General features: G+C 69.2%; 17 protein-coding genes. 6 read left to right on the top strand and 11 right to left on the bottom strand.

Translation table 11 applies throughout. From position 1 onward, the window contains the following. Window positions 1-2 precede the first annotated feature (2 nt). The 5 genes from QZM72_RS30965 to QZM72_RS30945 all read right to left on the bottom strand — a co-directional run bounded on the left by QZM72_RS30965 (window position 3) and on the right by QZM72_RS30945 (window position 6746). The gene (locus tag QZM72_RS30965) at window positions 3-911 is read right to left on the bottom strand and encodes a carbohydrate kinase (protein WP_301739965.1); all 909 of its coding nucleotides are present in this window, start codon (window positions 909-911) and stop codon (window positions 3-5) included. Beyond that, entirely contained in the window at window positions 908-2188 is a 1281-nt protein-coding gene (locus tag QZM72_RS30960; RefSeq protein ID WP_089468630.1) for an AGE family epimerase/isomerase, read from the bottom strand. The genes QZM72_RS30965 and QZM72_RS30960 overlap by 4 nt, the downstream gene beginning before the upstream one ends. Further along, complete coding sequence (locus tag QZM72_RS30955) at window positions 2185-3204, bottom strand: LacI family DNA-binding transcriptional regulator (protein WP_089468629.1); 1020 nt, start codon at window positions 3202-3204, stop codon at window positions 2185-2187. The genes QZM72_RS30960 and QZM72_RS30955 overlap by 4 nt, the downstream gene beginning before the upstream one ends. A gap of 423 nt (window positions 3205-3627) precedes the next feature. Next, window positions 3628-5472 (bottom strand): phosphodiesterase, encoded by a 1845-nt coding sequence (locus QZM72_RS30950; protein WP_301739964.1) that lies wholly within the window; start codon window positions 5470-5472, stop codon window positions 3628-3630. 242 nt (window positions 5473-5714) lie between these two features. Beyond that, a complete protein-coding gene (locus tag QZM72_RS30945; RefSeq protein WP_089468627.1) occupies window positions 5715-6746 on the bottom strand; it encodes a bile acid:sodium symporter family protein in 1032 nt (343 codons plus the stop codon). Window positions 6747-7092: 346 nt separating this feature from the next. Between QZM72_RS30945 and QZM72_RS30940 the strand changes: the two genes are divergently transcribed. The 3 genes from QZM72_RS30940 to QZM72_RS30930 all read left to right on the top strand — a co-directional run bounded on the left by QZM72_RS30940 (window position 7093) and on the right by QZM72_RS30930 (window position 10166). Next, window positions 7093-7584, top strand: coding sequence for a peptide-binding protein (locus QZM72_RS30940; RefSeq protein ID WP_089468626.1), 492 nt, complete (start codon window positions 7093-7095; stop codon window positions 7582-7584). 346 nt (window positions 7585-7930) lie between these two features. Beyond that, entirely contained in the window at window positions 7931-9007 is a 1077-nt protein-coding gene (locus tag QZM72_RS30935; protein WP_089468625.1) for a porin, read from the top strand. 196 nt (window positions 9008-9203) lie between these two features. After that, window positions 9204-10166 (top strand): LysR family transcriptional regulator, encoded by a 963-nt coding sequence (locus tag QZM72_RS30930; protein WP_301739963.1) that lies wholly within the window; start codon window positions 9204-9206, stop codon window positions 10164-10166. 115 nt (window positions 10167-10281) lie between these two features. On the opposite strand, the gene QZM72_RS30925 is transcribed toward QZM72_RS30930, so the two are convergent. Beyond that, window positions 10282-11241, bottom strand: coding sequence for a nitronate monooxygenase family protein (locus QZM72_RS30925; protein ID WP_059521161.1), 960 nt, complete (start codon window positions 11239-11241; stop codon window positions 10282-10284). 248 nt (window positions 11242-11489) lie between these two features. Between QZM72_RS30925 and QZM72_RS30920 the strand changes: the two genes are divergently transcribed. Continuing rightward, window positions 11490-12386, top strand: coding sequence for an alpha/beta fold hydrolase (locus QZM72_RS30920; RefSeq protein ID WP_089468622.1), 897 nt, complete (start codon window positions 11490-11492; stop codon window positions 12384-12386). A gap of 80 nt (window positions 12387-12466) precedes the next feature. On the opposite strand, the gene QZM72_RS30915 is transcribed toward QZM72_RS30920, so the two are convergent. Then, the gene (locus QZM72_RS30915; RefSeq protein ID WP_050014344.1) at window positions 12467-12958 is read right to left on the bottom strand and encodes an Lrp/AsnC family transcriptional regulator; all 492 of its coding nucleotides are present in this window, start codon (window positions 12956-12958) and stop codon (window positions 12467-12469) included. 112 nt (window positions 12959-13070) lie between these two features. Between QZM72_RS30915 and QZM72_RS30910 the strand changes: the two genes are divergently transcribed. Then, the gene (locus QZM72_RS30910) at window positions 13071-13973 is read left to right on the top strand and encodes a DMT family transporter (protein ID WP_301739961.1); all 903 of its coding nucleotides are present in this window, start codon (window positions 13071-13073) and stop codon (window positions 13971-13973) included. Window positions 13974-14227: 254 nt separating this feature from the next. Here QZM72_RS30910 and QZM72_RS30905 read toward each other — a convergent pair whose 3' ends face one another. Genes QZM72_RS30905 through QZM72_RS30890 form a run of 4 tightly spaced genes read right to left on the bottom strand, consistent with a single transcriptional unit; the run spans window position 14228 to window position 16868 of the window. After that, window positions 14228-14434 (bottom strand): DUF1289 domain-containing protein, encoded by a 207-nt coding sequence (locus QZM72_RS30905; protein WP_301739960.1) that lies wholly within the window; start codon window positions 14432-14434, stop codon window positions 14228-14230. Continuing rightward, window positions 14431-14937 (bottom strand): YbaK/EbsC family protein, encoded by a 507-nt coding sequence (locus tag QZM72_RS30900; protein WP_089468619.1) that lies wholly within the window; start codon window positions 14935-14937, stop codon window positions 14431-14433. The genes QZM72_RS30905 and QZM72_RS30900 overlap by 4 nt, the downstream gene beginning before the upstream one ends. 26 nt (window positions 14938-14963) lie before the next feature. Further along, a complete protein-coding gene (locus tag QZM72_RS30895; protein ID WP_301739959.1) occupies window positions 14964-15896 on the bottom strand; it encodes a hydroxymethylglutaryl-CoA lyase in 933 nt (310 codons plus the stop codon). Between the two features lie 30 nt (window positions 15897-15926). Further along, on the bottom strand, window positions 15927-16868 hold the full coding sequence (locus QZM72_RS30890; RefSeq protein ID WP_301739958.1) for a glyoxylate/hydroxypyruvate reductase A: 942 nt from the start codon (window positions 16866-16868) through the stop codon (window positions 15927-15929). A 347-nt stretch (window positions 16869-17215) separates the two neighbouring features. Here QZM72_RS30890 and QZM72_RS30885 point away from each other — a divergent pair, with 347 nt between their 5' ends. Then, a complete protein-coding gene (locus QZM72_RS30885; RefSeq protein WP_301739957.1) occupies window positions 17216-17833 on the top strand; it encodes an alpha/beta hydrolase in 618 nt (205 codons plus the stop codon). The last annotated feature ends 105 nt before the right edge of the window (window positions 17834-17938 follow it).

The following is a 17938-nucleotide window of genomic DNA, read 5'->3' as shown; positions in this document are numbered from 1 at the left end:
GTTCAACCTTCGAGCAGCGCGACGACCTCATCGAGCGTCGGCGCATGTGCGCCCGTATGCCGGCACGCGGCGGCGCCGGCCGCCAGCGCGAACGCGAGATGCTCGCGCCAGCCGCGCTGCGGCGCGGCCATCAGGCTGAACAGCAGGCCGCCGATCGACGCGTCGCCCGCGCCGACGGTGTCGGCCACCTCGACGCGCGGCGGGCAGGCTTCGTGCACGGCGCCGTCCGCGTAGAGCGTCGCCGTCTGCGCGCCGCGCGTGACGAGCACGGCCGCCCGCGGGTTCAGCGCGCGCACCGCCGCGATCGCGTCGGGGCCGTCGCCGCCGAACAGGTGCCGCAAGTCTTCGTCCGACACCTTGATCAGGTCGGCGAGCGCGGCCATCTTCTCCAGCGTCGGCCGGTATGCGGCCGTCATCAGGTTCCGCACGTTCGGATCGAAGCTGATCTTCACGCCGCGCGCGTGCAGGTCGGCCGCGAGCGCGGCCAGCGTGCCCGCGAGCGGTTCGCGCACGAGGCTGATGCAGCCGAAATGCGCCCATTGCACGTGCTCGGTCCAGCCGGCCGGCAGCCGCGCGGGATCGAACGCGAGATCGGCGCTCGCTTCGCCGATGAAGAAGTACGCGGGCGGGCGCGTCTCGTGGACGATCGCGAGCAGCGGCGGCCGCGCGACGCGCTGCAGGAAGCGCAGGTCGAGGCCGGCCGCCTCGCTCGTGCGCCACAGCACGTCGGAGAAGCAGTCTTCGCCGATCGAGCCGGCGAGCGCGCTCGGGATGCCGAGCCGCGCGACCGCGCGCGCAACGTTCCAGCCGGCGCCGCCCGGCACCGACGTCCATTGCGCGTCGCCCGCGCGCACCATGTCGGTCAGGATGTCGCCCGCCGACACGAAAGCCGGAAACGTGCCGCCGCTCATTGCGTCGGCTCGCTGCGTTGCAGACGCGCGAGGGTCGCGAGCACGTCGTAGCAGGCGCCCATCGTGTGATAGTCGGTCTTGCCGGCCGGACTCTTCTCGTCGCTGTACTTGCGGTTGTCGCAGGTCAGGATCCGGTACCACGCGCCGTGGCGGTGATCGACGAAATGCGCCCAGCTGTAGCGCCAGATCTCGTCGTACCAGTCCCAGAAGCGCTCGCTGCCGGTGCGCGCGCCGAGCATCGCGGCGGCCGCGAAGGTTTCCGCCTGCACCCAGAAATACTTGTTGTGGTCGCAGATCGTGAAGTCGGGGCCGAAGCCGTAGCAGAGGCCGCCGTGATCGGCGTCCCACGCGTGCGTGAGCGCCGCATCGAACAGCTCGGCCGCGCGCGGCGCGAGCCAGTCGAGCGGGCGGTGCCGCTCGAGGATCAGCAGCAGCTTCGCCCATTCGGTCTGGTGCCCGGGCTGGAAGCCCCACGGACGGAAGATGTTCGAGCTGTCTTCCTTGTTGTAATCCCAGTCGATCGACCAGTCCGCATGGTAGTGCTCCCACACGAGCCCGCCCGACAGCGCGGCCTGGCGCTGCGTGACGTGGGACGCGACCTTCTCCGCGCGATCGAGGTACGTGAGGTGGCCGGTCGCCTCGTAGGCGGCGAGCAGCGCCTCCGTCATGTGCATGTTCGCGTTCTGGCCGCGGTACGACGACACGATCCAGTTCGGCGTCGCATCGTCCGCATACAGGCCCGCGGCCGCATCCCAGAAGCGGTGCTCGGCGAGCTCGTAGGTGGCGGCGATCAGCGGGCGCGCTTCGTCGATGCCGGCCATCGTCGCGTGCGCGGCCGCGAGCAGCACGAACGCGAGGCCGTAGCAGTGGCGCGTGCCGTCGAGCGTCGCGTGCTTCGCGCCGTCGCGCCAGTCGAGCTCCCAGTCGTAGCCCTGCAGCGCGTCGTCCCAGTGCGCGTCGCGCAGGAAGCGCAGCCCGTGGCGCGCGTATTCCAGGTGGCGCGGATCGCCGAAATGGCGGTACGCCATCGCGTAGTTGAAGACGAACCGGCAGGTGCTGACGAGGTGGCGCGACGTGCGGTTGTAGACGCTGCCGTCGTCGCGGAAGTAATGGTGGAAGCCGCCCGTCGGGTCGAATGCGTTCGTCGCGTAGAAGCGCAGCGTGTCTTCGATGTGCGACAGCAGGAACGACGGGTCGCGAAAGCTCGCGACGAACGGTGCCGCTTGCGCGTGGCTGGCCGGCGCGGCGGCGCGGGAGTGGGCCGGGGGCATGTTCATGATTCTTGGACCGTGGCGGTATCGAATGCCGGTGAGCCGGCGGGCTGGCTGCTGGCCCGCACGATCAGCTCGACGGGCAGGGAGATCTCGGTGCGCTCGGGCGATTCCGCGAGCAGCAGTTCGACGCCGCGGCGGCCGAGCGCTTCCTTGTCCACCGCGAGCGTCGTGAGCGGCGGGTTCGCGTGCGCGGCGGCCGGGATGTCGTCGAAGCCGACGATCGCGATGTCGTCCGGAATCCGCAGGCCGCGTGCGACGCACACGCGTTGCGCGGCCAGCGCGGCCGCGTCGTTGTACGCGAACACCGCGTCGGGGCGCGGGCCGGGCGCGTCGAGCAGTTGCTCCATCGCACGCGCGGCGCCGGTGTCGGGGTCGAGCCCCGCGTCGATCGTCACTTCGTACGCGGGATCGAACAATCGCCCGGCTTCGAAGAACGCGCGCCGATAGCCGATCGCGCGCTGCGCGATGCTGTAGTGCGCGGCCGAGCCGCCGATGAAGGCGATCCGCGAGCGGCCGGTGGCGAGCAGATGGCGCATCGCGAGCGCCGCGCCCGTCGCGTTGTCGATGTTGACCGAGCGCAGCCCGGGCGCCCACAGGTCGATCAGCACGAGCGGCCGGCCGGTGGCGGCGAGCGCCTCGATCGTCTCGGGCTCGATGAAGCCCGCGACCGCGATCGCGTCGGGCGCATGCGGGCGCATCTGGCGCAGCACGTCGTCGTTCGGGCCGACCGTGAGCAACGTCGGCACGATGCCGCGCTCGCGGCATGCGTCCTCGACGCCGTGCAGCACGTGCGAGAAGAACGGGCTTGCCGGAAAGCGGTTGTGCTGGCGGTGCAGCAGGAAGGTGAGCCGGCGGATGCGCGGCCGCAACTGCGCGGGATCGTAGCCGAGCTGCCGCGCGATCTCGACGATGCGCGCGCGCGTGGCTTCGGACAGGCCGGGCTGGTTTTTCAGCGCGCGGGAGACGGTGCCGATCGAGACCTCTGCCGCCCGCGCCACGTCGCGAATGGTCGTACCCATCGTTCGGGGTCCGTTTGTTTAGGGTGGAGGCGATTGTATAGTAAAACGTATCGCGGAATTCGGGCCGGATAACCGGGGAATACCCGCGAATAATGGGTTTTCAGGCGCTAATCTGCGAAAACGCCGTTACTAAAAATACTAAACAAAACGCGAAAAAGGCAAGGTGGGTGTGCGGATTGTCTGCCGGTGCCGACGGAGTGCCGAAAAGGGGCCGCGAGGGGCAGCCGGACTGCGGGCCGAGGCGAGCGCGGGGGCGCGCCGCGCTGTGGCTGCGGCCCGCGACGAGCGATGCCGTTGCGCAATAGTCGAACCTTGCGCCGGCCGGGCATCGGTGCCGCCGCACGGTGCGCGAGCGCTTTCCGTGCGCACCCGGCGGCTGCCTGCCGTTCAGCCCGCCGTTCAGCCCGCCGTTCAGCCCGCCGTTCAGCCCGCCGCGATCGCCACGGCCGGCGGTTCGCCGCGATCGCGCAGCGCGGCGCGGCCGGCATCGAGATCGACGACCGCGAGCCCGTCCGGCTGCTGCTTCGCCCGCCGCTTCGCGAGCGCCGCGACCGACGCGATCTCGTCGCTGCCGTAGCGCTTTGCGCCGTGCGCGCCGGCCGGCACGCCGACCGCGCCGATCGCCATCGTCACGAACCCGAAGAACGCCGGGTTGCCGTGGCGGTCCTCGCCGCGCAGCCCGCCCGCCTGCCGGTCCGCCTGCGTGTAGAAGAGTTGCGCGCCGTCATTGAAGCGTGCGATCGCGTCGGCGGCGCGCTCGCGCCAGTCGTCGCGCTGGAACAGCACGAGGAAATCGTCGCCGCCCACATGGCCGAGAAAGTCGCGCTGCGGATCGCACACGCCGGCCAGCACCGTCGCGGCGAATTTCAGCACTTCGTCGCCCTGCCAGTAGCCGTACTGGTCGTTGAACGGCTTGAACTGGTTCAGGTCGACGTAGCACGCGTGAAAGCCGGCGTCGCGCTGGAGCAGGCGGTCGATGTGCGCGCTGATCGGAATGTTGCCGGGCAGGAAGGTCAGCGGATTCGCGTAGCGCGCGGCCTCGATGCGCATCTCGGTCACCGCGCGCACGAGGCTCTCGCCGGTGCCGAGCCCGACATAGCGCCCGTGTTCGGTGATCACGAAGCCGTCCGCGAGATAGCGCTGGTCGTGGCGCGCGAGCAGCGTCGCGAGCTGCTCGAACGTGGTCGCGTTGTCGATCATCAGCGGCGCATCGTTCGCGAACTGCAGGCACGGCTTCTTCCCGAACACCTCGCGGTGATAGGGCAGCGCGAAACGGTCGATGAAGCCGCGGCGATTCACGAGCGCGACGGGCCGCCCGCGCTCGACGAGCGCGACCGCGTGCAGATCGGGCATCCGGTTGAACAGGTCGATCACGTCGTTGCTGGTCGCGTCGCGCGGCAGCGCCGGGGCGGGCACGAGCATCTTGCCGGCGATCGTGCCGGCCGGCCGCACCGCGCGCGTCACGCCGGGAAACACCGCGATGTGCGGCGCGCGGATCGCGTCGCGCGCGGCCGGCGCCACCACCCGCGACGGCTGCGCGTTCGGCCGCCCGAGCAGGAAGCCCTGCACGCAGCAGATGCCCATGTCGCGCACGACGATCAGGTCGCATTCGTTCTCGATGCCTTCCGCGATCAGCTTCGCGCCGCTCGCCTGCGCGAAGTGCTGCATGGCCTTCACGGCTTCGAACTTGAGCGGGTCGTGCGCGATGTCGTGGATGAAGAAGCGGTCGATCTTCACGACGTCCGGGTGCAGGCGCAGCCACAGGTTCATGCTTGCATTCGCGGTGCCGTAGTCGTCGAGCGCGAACTGGATGCCGGCGTCGCGCAGCGACGCGACCGCCGGCCCGATGTCCGCGAGATCGGGAATCGCGTTCTGCTCGGTGAGTTCGATCACGATGCGTTCGGCGCCGATCCGCGCGCGGCCGAGGAACTGGCGTGTGCGCTCGCGTTCGCTGGCGAGCGTGAGGATCGCGCCCGCGCTGAAATTGAGGAATAGCTTGCCGTCGCAGCCGAGCGCCGCGAACGCGTCGAGGCAGGTGAGCGCGGCGGCTCGTTCGAGCGCGATGGTTTCGCCTTCGCGCGCGGCCTGCGCGAACAGCGCGGCGGGCGGCTCGAGATCGGTGCCGCGCGGGCCGCGGATCAGCCCTTCGTAACCGACGACCGTCCCCGATCCGAGGTCGACGATCGGCTGGAACACGGCGGCGAGCGCGCGATCCGCGATCAGGCGCGTGGTGCGGGGGGCGGCGGAATCGGAGGAGGACGCGGGCATTGGCGAAGGCAGCCGAATCGACGGGACGACCGGCTTAACGGCACCGCTGGCGGAGAATTGAATGAAGATTGTGTGACACGACACGTGTTGCCGGTGCAGCGAGCCGGATGCGCATCGGGGCGAGGGGTGGAAGGGAGGTGGGCGGGAGAGGCGGGAAGCGGGAAGCAGAAAGGCGGAAGGCGGAAGGCCGCCATCGGCGGCCATCGCGCCCCCGCGCCCCCGCGCATCAGCGCATCAGCGCATCAGCGCTTGCCCGCGCTCAGCGCGCCGGACCTGGCTGCCGTGTCGCCTTCGTCGTGCTCGCCGCTCGTGTCGCGCGCCCCCCAGCGCTGCGCGAGCGCCGCGCACGCCATCAGCTGGATCTGGTGGAACAGCATCAGCGGCAGCACGATCGCGCCGACCGCGTTCGCCGAGAAGATCACCTTCGCCATCGGCACGCCGGCCGCGAGGCTCTTCTTCGACCCGCAGAAGATGATCGTGATCTGGTCGGCGCGGTTGAAGCCGAGCCGCTTGCCGACGAACGCGGTCAGCAGCAGCGCGATCGCGAGCAGCACGAGGTTGACGACGAGCAGGCCGCCGAGCGCGCGCGGCGGAATCTGGTGCCACAGCCCTTCGTTGACGGCCTCGCTGAACGCGACGTAGACGACCAGCAGGATCGAGCCCTGGTCGACGAAGCGCAGCACACCGCGATTGCGGTCGATCCAGCCGCCGATCACGGGCCGCAGCAACTGGCCGGCGATGAACGGCACGAGCAACTGCATCACGATGCTGCCGACGGTGCTCCACGGCGACGCGGCCGCGGCCGACTGCGACGTGATCATCAGCCCGACGAGCGCCGGCGTGACGAAGATTCCGAGCAGGCTCGACGCCGAGGCCGCGCACACGGCGGCCGGCACGTTGCCTTTCGCGATCGACGTGAACGCGATCGACGACTGGACCGTCGACGGCAGCGCGCACAGAAACAACACGCCCGCATACAGCGTCGGCGTGACGAGCGGTTGCAGCACCGGTTTCAGCGCGAGGCCGAGCAGCGGGAACAGCGCGAACGTGCTGAGCAGCACGATCGCGTGCAGCCGCCAGTGGGTCGCGCCGGCGACGACGGCTTCGCGCGACAGTTTCGCGCCGTGCAGGAAAAACAGCAGGCCGACGGCGATGTTGGTCGCCCAGTTGAACGCATGGGCGGCCGGGCCGCGGCAGGGCAGCAGGCTCGCGAGCACGACGGTGCCGATGAGCGCGAGCGTGAAGTTGTCGGGCAGAAAACGGGGACGGGCCATCGGGAACTCGATTTGGAAACGGCGAAGGCGCGCGTCGCGCGCGCGGATGGCGTTATTGTCCGGGTTGGCGATTCACCAAACAAATTCATTGTGTGAATCGATTGATGAATCGATTGCATGACGCGAAGGCCGCCGCGTCGCCCCGGCCATGCTCGAAACCGCAGAAGAACGTTCTGCCGCAATCGCGTGCCGAAGCGAAAAAACCTAGCAGTAACATGGTGTTACACCGATGCCGGCGACCTAACACTTTTTGGCTCGACACACTTTCCCCCCGCTCATAAATTACTGCTGAAAGCCTTGGGTCGGCCGAAAGGAACCGACGGCGGGCGTCGATGGGCACGGAACGATGACGGAACGGGTGAAACGGAAGATCGGACGATGGGTGGCAGGCGCGCTCGGCGCGCTGCTGATGCCGCTCGCGCTGGCCCAGCCGCCCCATGGCAGTCACGGCTTCGGCGGCCACGGCTTCGGCGGCGGCGACATGCGCGCGTACGGCCGGCCGGCCGGCGGCCCCGGCGGCGGTCCGGGCTGGCGTCACGTCGCACCGCCTGCCGGCGTACGTGCCGGCGGCGTGAGCGGCGCCGGCTCCCGCTGGGGGCTGCGCCCGACGCCGTCGTACGGCCATTACGCCGCGCAAAGCCCGTATCGGCCGATCAGCGCCGAAGTCCGCCAGATGCCGCGCCCGCCGGGCGGCGGCAACGTCCCGCTGCGGGCCGGCTCGATCCGCGCCGACGTCGCCCGCTACAACGAGGAGCGCGGCGGTCGCCCGATGCCGCCGCCCCGCTCGCAGGAAGAGCCTGCACACTCGCCTTCGTTCTCCCCGTTCTACCGAAACTGAGCGCCCCCGGCGCTCGTCCCCTTGCCGGCTGATGCGAATTCGCCACAGTCGCGCGCAGATTTCCGCTGATTTTCCCGCCGCATTGCGCTATCTTTCGCGCCCGGTGCGCGCATGCCGCGCCGCCGTCCGCCGGTGCGACCGTATTCGCGCCGGGCCGCCGCCGTGCATCCGGCCATGGATACATGCCGCGAAGTTAATGCAGGCGCTATACCCGCAATAAGTGTGCGCAATTTTGACCGGACGAATGATCCGTAAAGATGGCTGCGCCCCATACGACGCAAGCACTCGGCTCCAAACAACAACGCTCGCGCCACTTATCGACTATCCGACAAAACCTGGAGATCCCATGAAAGCATTCGCCCGCCGTGCGTCGCGCACGTCCGTCAAGCTGATCGCCGCAGCCGCCTGCGTGGCGGCCGCCGCACCCGTCCATGCGCAGTCGAGCGTCTCGCTCTACGGGCAGGTTGACGAATGGGTCGGCGCCACCAAGTTCCCGGGCGGCGATCGTGCGTGGAACGTGTCGGGCGGCGGGATGTCGACGTCGTACTGGGGCCTGCACGGCACCGAGGATCTCGGCGACGGCTACAAGGCGATCTTCACGCTGGAGAGCTTCTTCCGCGCGCAGAACGGCCAGTACGGCCGCTTCCAGGGCGACACGTTCTTCGCGCGCAACGCGTACGTCGGCATCAGCTCGCCGTACGGCACGGTGACGGCAGGCCGCCTGACGACGCACCTGTTCCTGTCGACGATCCTGTTCAACCCGTTCTACGACTCGTACACCTTCTCGCCGATGGTGTATCACGTGTTCCTCGGCCTTGGCACGTTCCCGACCTATCCGAGCGACCAGGGCGCCGTCGGCGATTCGGGCTGGAACAACGCGGTGGGTTACACGTCGCCTTCGTTCGGTGGCCTGAATTTCGGCGCGATGTACGCCCTTGGCAACCAGGCCGGCGACAACCGCTCGAAGAAGTGGAGCGCGCAGTTCAACTACGCGAACGGCCCGTTCGCGGCGACCGCCGTATATCAGTACGTGAACTTCAACAACGGCCCGCAGGACCTGAGCGCGCTCGTGACCGGCATGAAGAGCCAGGGTATCGCGCTGGTCGGCGCGACCTACGACCTGAAGCTCGTGAAGCTGTTCGGCCAGTACATGTATACGAAGAACGACCAGGTCGCGGGCAGCTGGCACGTGAACACCGCGCAGGGCGGCGTGTCGGTGCCGATCGGCGTGGGCAACGCGATGGCGTCGTATGCATACTCGCGCGACGCGGGCGGCCTCGACCAGACGCGCCAGACCTGGGCCGTCGGCTACGACTATCCGCTGTCCAAGCGCACCGACGTCTACGCGGCCTACATGAACGACCATATCAGCGGCCTGTCGACCGGCAACACGTTCGGCGCAGGCATTCGCGCGAAGTTCTGACCCACGCGCGCGATCGAAGCGCCGGCCGCGCGCGTCAATCACGCGTGCCGACTGCATGTTTTCGCGCCCGTCATTTCCGGCCCGAAGCGGCGCCGTCACCCGCGGCGCCGTTTTGCCTTTCTTGACCTTTCTGTTCCCACGCCTTTGTTACCCTATCTCGTAATTGGTTGATTCCCCGGGATTGCGAGCTAGTTCGATGGATACCCTCGTCAGCATGAATGTGTTTCGCTACGTCGTCGAAGTGGGCAGCTTCGTCGGCGCGGCGGAGCGCATGCAGATGTCGGCGGCGATGGCGAGCAAGCACGTGATGCACCTCGAGCAGCAGCTCGGCGCGCGGCTGCTGCATCGCACGACACGACGCGTCGCGCCGACCGAGGCGGGACGCGAATACTACGAGCGCCTCGTGCAGGCGCTGTCCGAACTCGACGAAGCCGGCCAGGCCGTCGGCGCCGCGAGCGTGGTGCCGCAGGGCAGGTTGCGCGTGACGTCGCTGTCCGCGTTCGGGCTGCGGCACGTGATGCAGGCCGTCACCGATTATGCGGGCCGGTTCCCGGACGTGACCGTCGACATGACGCTGTCCGATCGCGTGGTCGACCTGATCGAGGAAGGCTATGACGTCGCGGTGCGCGCGGCGCCGAACGGATTGAAATCGTCGTCGCTCGTCGCGCGCCAGATCGCGACCGCGCACATCCTGCTGGTCGCGTCGCCCGAGTATCTCGAGAAGCACGGCACGCCCGAGACGATCGCCGATCTCGCGAACCACAACTACCTGCGGCGCGATTCGAATTCGACGACGCTCGATTCGCTGGTGATCGACGCGGCCGCCGCGTCGCGCGTGAGCCTGAACGGCAACCTGATCGTCAATCATCTCGAAGGGCTGCGCGCGGCCGTGCTCGCCGGCGCGGGCATCGCGCTGCTCGGCACCGAAGTGGTCGGCGACGACATCGAATCGGGCCGGCTCGTGCCGGTGCTGCTCGATTCCGTGCCGCCGCACGAGGCGCCGATCTATGCGGTGTATGCGAGCCGCCGCCACGTGTCCGCGAAGGTGCGCTCGTTCGTCGATTTCCTGGCCGCGCGTTTCGAAGGGCAGTCGCTGTGCCCGTCGATCGAATCGCGCCTGCGCGTGCTGCCGATCACGCGGATGAAGCGCGCGGTCTGAGCGACGTTTCCCGCCGCGGCGGCCCAAACGAAAAGCGCGAACCATTGCGGTTCGCGCTTTTCGTTTGGCTGGACGATTCTCGCGTCGAGGGCGGCCGCGACGGCCGCCGCCTTCATCAGCGCGGGATGCCGAGCCGCGCCTTCGCGTCGTCGTACTCGCGCTTGAGCCGCTCGACGAGCGCGCCGACGCTCGGCAGATCGTCCATCAGGCCGACGCCCTGGCCGGCGCCCCAGATGTCCTTCCACGCCTTCGTCTTGTCGCTGCCGAAATTCATCTTGGTCTTGTCGGATTCCGGCAGCGCGTCCGGATCGAGGCCGGCCTTCTCGATGCTCTCGCGGATGTAGTTGCCGTGCACGCCCGTGAAGAGATTCGTGTAGATGATGTCCGACGATTTCGCATTCAGGATCGCATGCTTGTAGTCGTCGATCGCGTGCGCTTCCTGCGTCGCGATGAAACGCGTGCCCATGTACGCGAAATCCGCGCCCATCGCCTGCGCGGCGAGGATCGAGCCGCCGTTCGCGATCGAGCCGGACAGCACGATCGGACCGTCGAAGATCTTGCGCACTTCGCCGACCAGCGCGAACGGCGACGTCGTGCCCGCGTGGCCGCCGGCGCCGGCGGCGACGAGGATCAGCCCGTCGACGCCCGCTTCGAGCGCCTTCTGCGCGTGGCGCAGGTTGATCACGTCGTGCAGCACGATGCCGCCGTAGCCGTGCACCGCGTCGACGATCTCGCGCGCCGGCGCGCGCAGGCTCGTGATGAAGATCGGCACCTTGTGCTCGACGCACACGCGCACGTCGTGCTCGAGCCGCGCGTTCGACTGGTGGACGATCTGGTTGACCGCGATCGGGCCGATCACCGCATCGGGGTGTTTCGCCTTGTGGTCGGCGAGTTCCGACTGGATCTGCGTGAGCCACTCGTCCAGCAGTTCGGCCGGACGCGCGTTGAGTGCGGGAAACGAACCGACGATGCCCGCCTTGCATTGCGCGAGCACGAGTTCGGGGTAGCTGACGATGAACATCGGCGACGCGATGACGGGCAGCGTCAGGTTCTGCAGGACGGTGGGCAATGCCATGTGATGTCTCCAGTCTCCGGGGGCGTTGCGGTCGGACGGTGATTTGCGTGTATTGAGTGTAGCGGCGGAACGCGGTCGTTCATATTAATACGAACGGTCGTGCGATTCTACGCGAGCTTAACAAACTCGGCGGTGGGCCGGCAATCGAGTGAGTGTTCTCTTTCTACGGTTTCGCGTGCTTACCCCGCTGTGAAGACGCGCCGGCGCTCCTAAAATAGCCGCCATAACAAACCAACGAGAAATAAACCATGTCGTTTGAGGCGTTTGCACCGTTTCGCGTGACGGTGCAGGACACCGACATTTTCGGTGTCAAAGGAGGCGCGGGTCCGCCGCTGCTGTTGCTGCACGGCCATCCGCAGACCCACATGATCTGGCATCGCGTCGCCGCGACGCTCGCGAATCACTTCACCGTGATCGCCACCGACCTGCGCGGCTACGGCGCCTCGGGCCGGCCGCCGAGCGACGCGCGGCACGCGCCGTATTCGAAACGCGCGATGGCGGCGGACCAGGTCGCCGTGATGCGGCATTTCGGCTTCGCGCAGTTCCACGTATGCGCGCACGATCGCGGCGCGCGGGTCGCGCACCGGCTCGCGCTCGATCACGCGGAGGCCGTCGAGCGGATGATGCTGCTCGATATCGCGCCGACGCTCGCGATGTACGAGAAAACCGATCGCGCGTTCGCGACCGCGTATTTCCACTGGTTCTTCCTGATCCAGCCCGAGCCGCTGCCCGAGACGCTGATCGGCGCGCACACCGATGCGTACGTCGAGCGCGTGATGGGCAACCGGTCGGCCGGGCTGGCGCCGTTCGCGCCCGAGGCGCTCGACGCGTACCGGGCGGCGCTCGCGCAGCCGGGCGCCGTGCATGCGATGTGCGAGGACTATCGCGCCTCGGCGACGATCGATCTCGAGCACGATCGCGCGGATCTCGAACGCGGCAACAAGATCGCGTGCCCGCTGCGCGTGCTGTGGGGCGAGCACGGCGTCGTCGGCCGCTGCTTCGATCCGCTCGACGAGTGGCGGCGCGTCGCGCGCGACGTCAGCGGCCGCGCGCTCGATTGCGGGCACTACATTCCGGAAGAGGCGCCCGCCGCGCTGATCGGCGAACTGCTCGCGTTCTTCGACGCGCGCGACGCGGCCGCGTGACGGGGCGGGCGGCGGCGCGTGCCGCCTACGGCCCGATGGTGCGCGCCGCGCGCGGCTCGCCGACATGCGCCGCGCGCGGCTTAGCGGTGCGCGTGGTCGTCCTCGACGAGCGGCGGCAGGCGGCGCGGCACGGGCGTCGATTTCACGATCGCGGTGCTCGTCTCCGCGCGCTCCGTGACCTTCGACAGGATGTCGTCGAGGTGCTCGATCGTGCGCAGGTAGAGCCGGCAGATGAAGCAGTCGTCGCCGGTCACCTTGTCGCATTCGACGAATTCGGGAATGCGCCGCAGCAACTCCTCCACCAGATGCAACTGGCCCGGCAGCGGCTTCACGCGGACGATCGCCTGTAGCGTGTAGCCGAGCGCGCGCGGGTCGAGCTCGACGGTGAACGCGGCGATCACGCCTTGCGCCTCGAGCCGCCGCACGCGGTCGGCGGTCGCGGGCGCCGACAGCCCGATCTGCCGGGCGAGTTCGCTGGTCGCGATGCGGGCGTCGTCGGCCAGCGCGGCGACGATCGCGCGGTCGGTCGCGTCGAGCGACGCGACCGCGGGCGGAGAAAGGCGTTTCGGCATGATCGCTTTGCTTTCGAAGGTGAATCGGCTGATTCACTTCAGTTTATCCGTGGTTGCGGCGAAAGCAAGTTTCTAGAATCGAAGTCATCCCCGCTATTCAACGGAGTTCTTGATGGCCTCGAATGAAATGCGCCGCGGCGCCGCCGAGATGATCGTCGCGATGCTGATGTCCGGCACGATCGGCTGGCTCGTGATGTCGTCGCGGCAGCCGCTGACGAATGTCGTGTTCTTCCGCTGCGTGTTCGGCGCCGCGACGCTCGCGATCGTCTGCGCGGCGTTCGGCTTTCTGCGCCGCTCGCTGTTCTCGCCGCGGATGCTCGCGCTCGCGACGCTCGGCAGCCTCGCGATCGTCGCGAACTGGCTGCTGCTGTTCGCCGCCTATTCGCGCGCGTCGATCTCGATGGCGACGGCCGTCTACAACACCCAGCCGTTCATGCTCGTCGCGCTCGGCGCCATCGTGTTCCGCGAGCGGATCACCGCGTCGACGCTCGCGTGGCTCGCGCTCGCGTTCGCCGGGCTCGTGTTCGTGGTGCGCGTCGAGCCGGCCGTGCTCGCGGTGCCCGGCGAATATCTGGAAGGCGTCGCGCTGTCGCTCGGCGCGGCATTCCTGTATGCGATCTCGTCGATCATCACGAAGCACCTGAAGGGCACGCCGCCGCATCTGCTCGCGCTGCTGCAGGTCGGCCTCGGCATCCTGCTGCTCGCGCCGTTCGCGCAGTTCGACACCTTGCCGGCGACGGCCGGGCAATGGGCCGACCTGATCGTGCTCGGCATCGTCAACACGGGGCTGATGTACGTGCTGCTGTACGGCGCGATCCAGAAGCTGCCGACCGCGATGACGGGCGCGCTGTCGTTCGTCTATCCGGTCGTCGCGATCGCCGTCGATCGCGTGGCGTTCGGGCAGACGCTCGCATGGACGCAGGTGTTCGGCGCGCTGCTGATCCTGCTCGCGGCGGCCGGCGTGAACCTCGGCTGGCGCATCGTGCCGGCCCGTCGCGCGACGGTCGGCGACTGAAACGGTCGGACGATTCGGCGCGCCGGCGCGCTTCCGCCGCGGCACGTCGAAGGCGCGTGTCGGGGATGCAGATTGCCTGCGCAACGACGTCGCGCGGACGTCGTGCGCATCGATGAAAAGCGCTGCAAGAAGCTGTAGGGAAACACCCGATGCGATGCGCCCGCGTCGCTCGTATGATGCGGGCTGTGACGTTGATCACGTTCACAGGATTCCGATCTCGATGCCGTTCGCCCGTGAGGCTGAACGGCTTTTTTTTATGTCTCGCTGCCCGCGATCAGCCGCCGACGCGCGTCCAGCCGTGCGAGCAGCGCGCGCCTCGCATCGTCGTCCGACTCACGCCATCCCTTGATCTCGCCGCGCGTGCGCAGGCATCCCGCGCACCAGTCGGTGCGCGGATCGATCCGGCAGACGTCGGTGCACGGCGACGCGACCGTGGCGAGCGGCATCGTCACGTCGCTCATGCGGATGCCCGCAACGCGACGTCCGCGACGGGCGCGCCCGTCAGCGACACGAGTTCGTGCGGCGACAGGTTGAACACCGCGTGCGGATGGCCGGCCGCGGCCCACAGGCTGTCGAGCGCGAGCAGGTCGGCGTCGATCAGCGTGACGGGTTCGACCAGATGGCCGATCGGGCACACGCCGCCGATCGCATAGCCGGTGTGGTCGCGCACGAACTTCGCGTCCGCGCGACCGACCGGGCCGACCTGCGCGGCGACCTTCTGCTCGTCGACGCGGTTCACGCCGCTCGCGATCACCAGCACGGGCGCGCCGTCGGCCTGCCGGCGAAACAGGATCGACTTCGCGATCTGCGCGACCGAGCAGCCGAGCCCGGCCGCGGCCTCGGCCGACGTCTTGCCGGTTTCGGCGAGCATCACGATGCCTTTCGCATGGCCGCGCTCGCGCAGCAGCAGCGCGACGCGTCGCGCGGAATCGGGGAGGGAATCGAATGAAGCGGGTGTCGTCATGGAAAGGAATCCGTGGAATGGCGTGATCAGACGCAGTTCGCGGCGTCGGCCGCGCTTTGCGCCTTGGCAAGCAGTGCGCGACCGGCGCGCGACACGTTCGCGCGGCCGATCGCGTTCGAGATGAAGTCGCCGGCGGCGACGACCTGCGCGAGATCGATGCCGGTCTCGATGCCGAGGCCCTGCATCAGGTACAGCACGTCCTCGGTCGCGACGTTGCCGGTCGCGCCCTTCGCGTACGGGCAGCCGCCGAGGCCCGCGACCGACGCGTGGAAGATCTCGATTCCTTCGAACAGCGCCGCGTAGATGTTCGCGAGCGCCTGGCCGTAGGTGTCGTGGAAGTGGCCCGACAGGCGCTCGCGCGGGAACACGCGCGTGACCGCCGCGAGCACCTCGCGCGTGCGCTTCGGCGTGCCGACGCCGATCGTGTCGGCGATGTCGATCTCGTCGCAGCCGAGCGCGGCGAACCGCTCGACGACGTCGACGACCGACGCGACCGGCACCTCGCCTTGATACGGGCAGCCGAGCGCGCACGACACGCTGCCGCGCAGCCGCAGGCCCGCGTCCTTCGCGGCCTGCGCGACGGGCTCGAAGCGCGCGATGCTCTCGGCGATGGTGCAGTTGATGTTCCGCTGCGAGAACGCTTCGCTCGCCGCGCCGAAGATCACGACTTCGTCCGCGCGGGCGGCCACCGCATTCTCGAAGCCCTTCAGGTTCGGCGTGAGCACCGAGTACACGGTGCCCGCGCGGCGCTCGATGCCGGCCATCACGTCGGCGCCGTCGGCCATCTGCGGCACCCATTTCGGCGACACGAACGACGCGGCCTCGACGTTGCGGAAGCCGGCGCGCGACAGCTTGTCGACGAGCGCGATCTTCACGTCGGTGGGCACGAAGGTCTTTTCGTTCTGCAGGCCGTCGCGCGGGCCGACTTCGACGATCTTGACGGCGGTGGGGAACGTCATGGTTGTCTCCAGTTTTATCTCGGGCGGAATTCAGTAGCCGCGCGCGTAGTCGACGATGCCGCTGACGGGCGCGCCGCGCTCGAACGCGCGGATCTTGCCGGCGATCTGCTCGACGGCTTCCGCGCGCAGCGTCTCGGCCGAGCTGTGCGGCGTGATCGTGATGCGCGGCGCGCGCCAGAACGGATGGTCGTCCGGCAGCGGTTCGTGCTGGAACACGTCGAGCGTGGCCGCGGCGATCTGGCCGCTCGCGAGTGCGTCGAGCAGATCGGCCTCGACGAGATGCGCGCCGCGCGCGACGTTGACGACGTACGCGCCGCGCGCGAGCCGCGCGAACGCGCGTACCGACAGAATGCCGTCGGTGTCGCGCGTGCTCGGCAGCAGGTTGACGAGCACTTTCGCGCCGTCGATGCACGCGTGGAACGCGCCGTCACCGGCGAAGGTCGCGATGCCGTCGAGCTGCTTCGCACTGCGGCTGTAGCCGCGCACCGGCAGGCCGAGCGCGGCGAGCGCGCGGGCGACTTCGGCGCCGAGCACGCCGAGGCCGAGGACCGCGACGGTGAAGCCCGCGCGCGCATGCGGTTCGAGCGGCTGCCAGCGGCGTTCGCGCTGTTGCAGGTCGTATTCGTCGAAGCGGCGCAGGTAGCGCAGCACCGCGTGCGTCACGTATTCGACCATCTGCCGCGCCATGCCCGAATCCTCGAGCCGCACGAGCGGCACGTGCGCGGGCAGCGTGCCCGGATGCGCGCGCTCGAGCGCGAGTAGCGCATCGACGCCCGCGCCGAGGTTGAAGATCGCGCGCAGGCCGTCGCGCGGCGCGAAGAACTCGCGCGGCGCGCGCCACACGAGCGCGTAGTCGGCGGCGGCCGTATCGCCCGGCTGCCATGCGCGCAGTTCGGCTTCGGGCAACGCACGCGCGATCTCGTCGCGCCAGGCGACGGCTTCCTGATGCGGTGAATGGAACAGGATCTTCATTGCGTGACGGCGCGCGCGCCGGCGAGGCGCGTCACGGGAACGGCGAGCGAAGCCGGGCGCGGCGCGCCGGCGGACGTAGCGGACATCGGGCGACTCCTGACGACCGGCCCGGCGCGTTGGCGCGGGGACCGGTTCCGTGTGAAGCTGACGGGAAGCCCACATTCTACGGTTTCGCGGCACATTGCGCCGTCGGTGCCGGCCATGCGGCCGGCGCGGGCCGCCGTCGCGCGGTGGCGCGGCCGCCTCCGGTCGCGGCGCCGCGCAAAAGCAAAGCACAAAATATTGGTTCGGCCGCCGCGTGCCCGACGCCACAATCGAACCTCGTCTTCAAGCAAGCGAGGGCAATCATGCGCGCATGCAGCAAATCGGCGTGGCCGCCGCGGCTCGTCACCGTTCCGGGCCTGCACGGCAGCGAAGGCGCTCACTGGCAAACCTGGCTCGAGCGGCAGTTCCCGCGCGCGTTGCGGGTCGAGCAGCACGACTGGGACGCACCCGATCTCGCGGGCTGGGCGCAAGCGGTGCGCGCGCTGCTCGATCGCGAGCGCGGCCCGTTCGTGCTCGCCGCGCACAGCTTCGGCTGCCTCGCGGCCGCGCATGCGCTCGCGCAGTCGCCGCACGCGGGCGATGTCGCGGGCGTGCTGTTCGTCGCGCCGGCCAGCCCGAAGAAATTCACGTTTGCCGGGCCGTTCGACGCGCGCCGGCTCGCGGTGCCGTCGATCGTGATCGGCAGCGAGACCGATCCGTGGATGCCGCTCGCCGATGCGCGCACGCTCGCGCAGCGCCTGGGCAGCGCGTTCGTGAACCTCGGCGATGCCGGGCACATCAATACGGCGGCCGGCTTTGGGCCGTGGCCGCGCGCGAAATACTTCATCGACACGCTGGTGCATTGCGCGGCGCCGCTGCGTTTTCGCGACGCGGACGACGGCTTCGACGCCGCGTTCGTCGAGCGCGCGCTCGCGGTCTGACGGGCGGGTTGCGCGGCGCGTGCCGCGCGGTGGCGGTCGCGGCATGGCGGGCCGTCGCGCGTGCAACGCGCAGGCGGCCCTGCCTGACGGCGGCCGGGTGCGAAT

Origin of the sequence: Burkholderia sp. AU45388, assembly GCF_030481585.1 — a bacterium.
In the GTDB taxonomy this organism is placed as follows: domain Bacteria; phylum Pseudomonadota; class Gammaproteobacteria; order Burkholderiales; family Burkholderiaceae; genus Burkholderia; species Burkholderia sola.
This window is presented reverse-complemented; position numbering and strand designations above follow the sequence as displayed.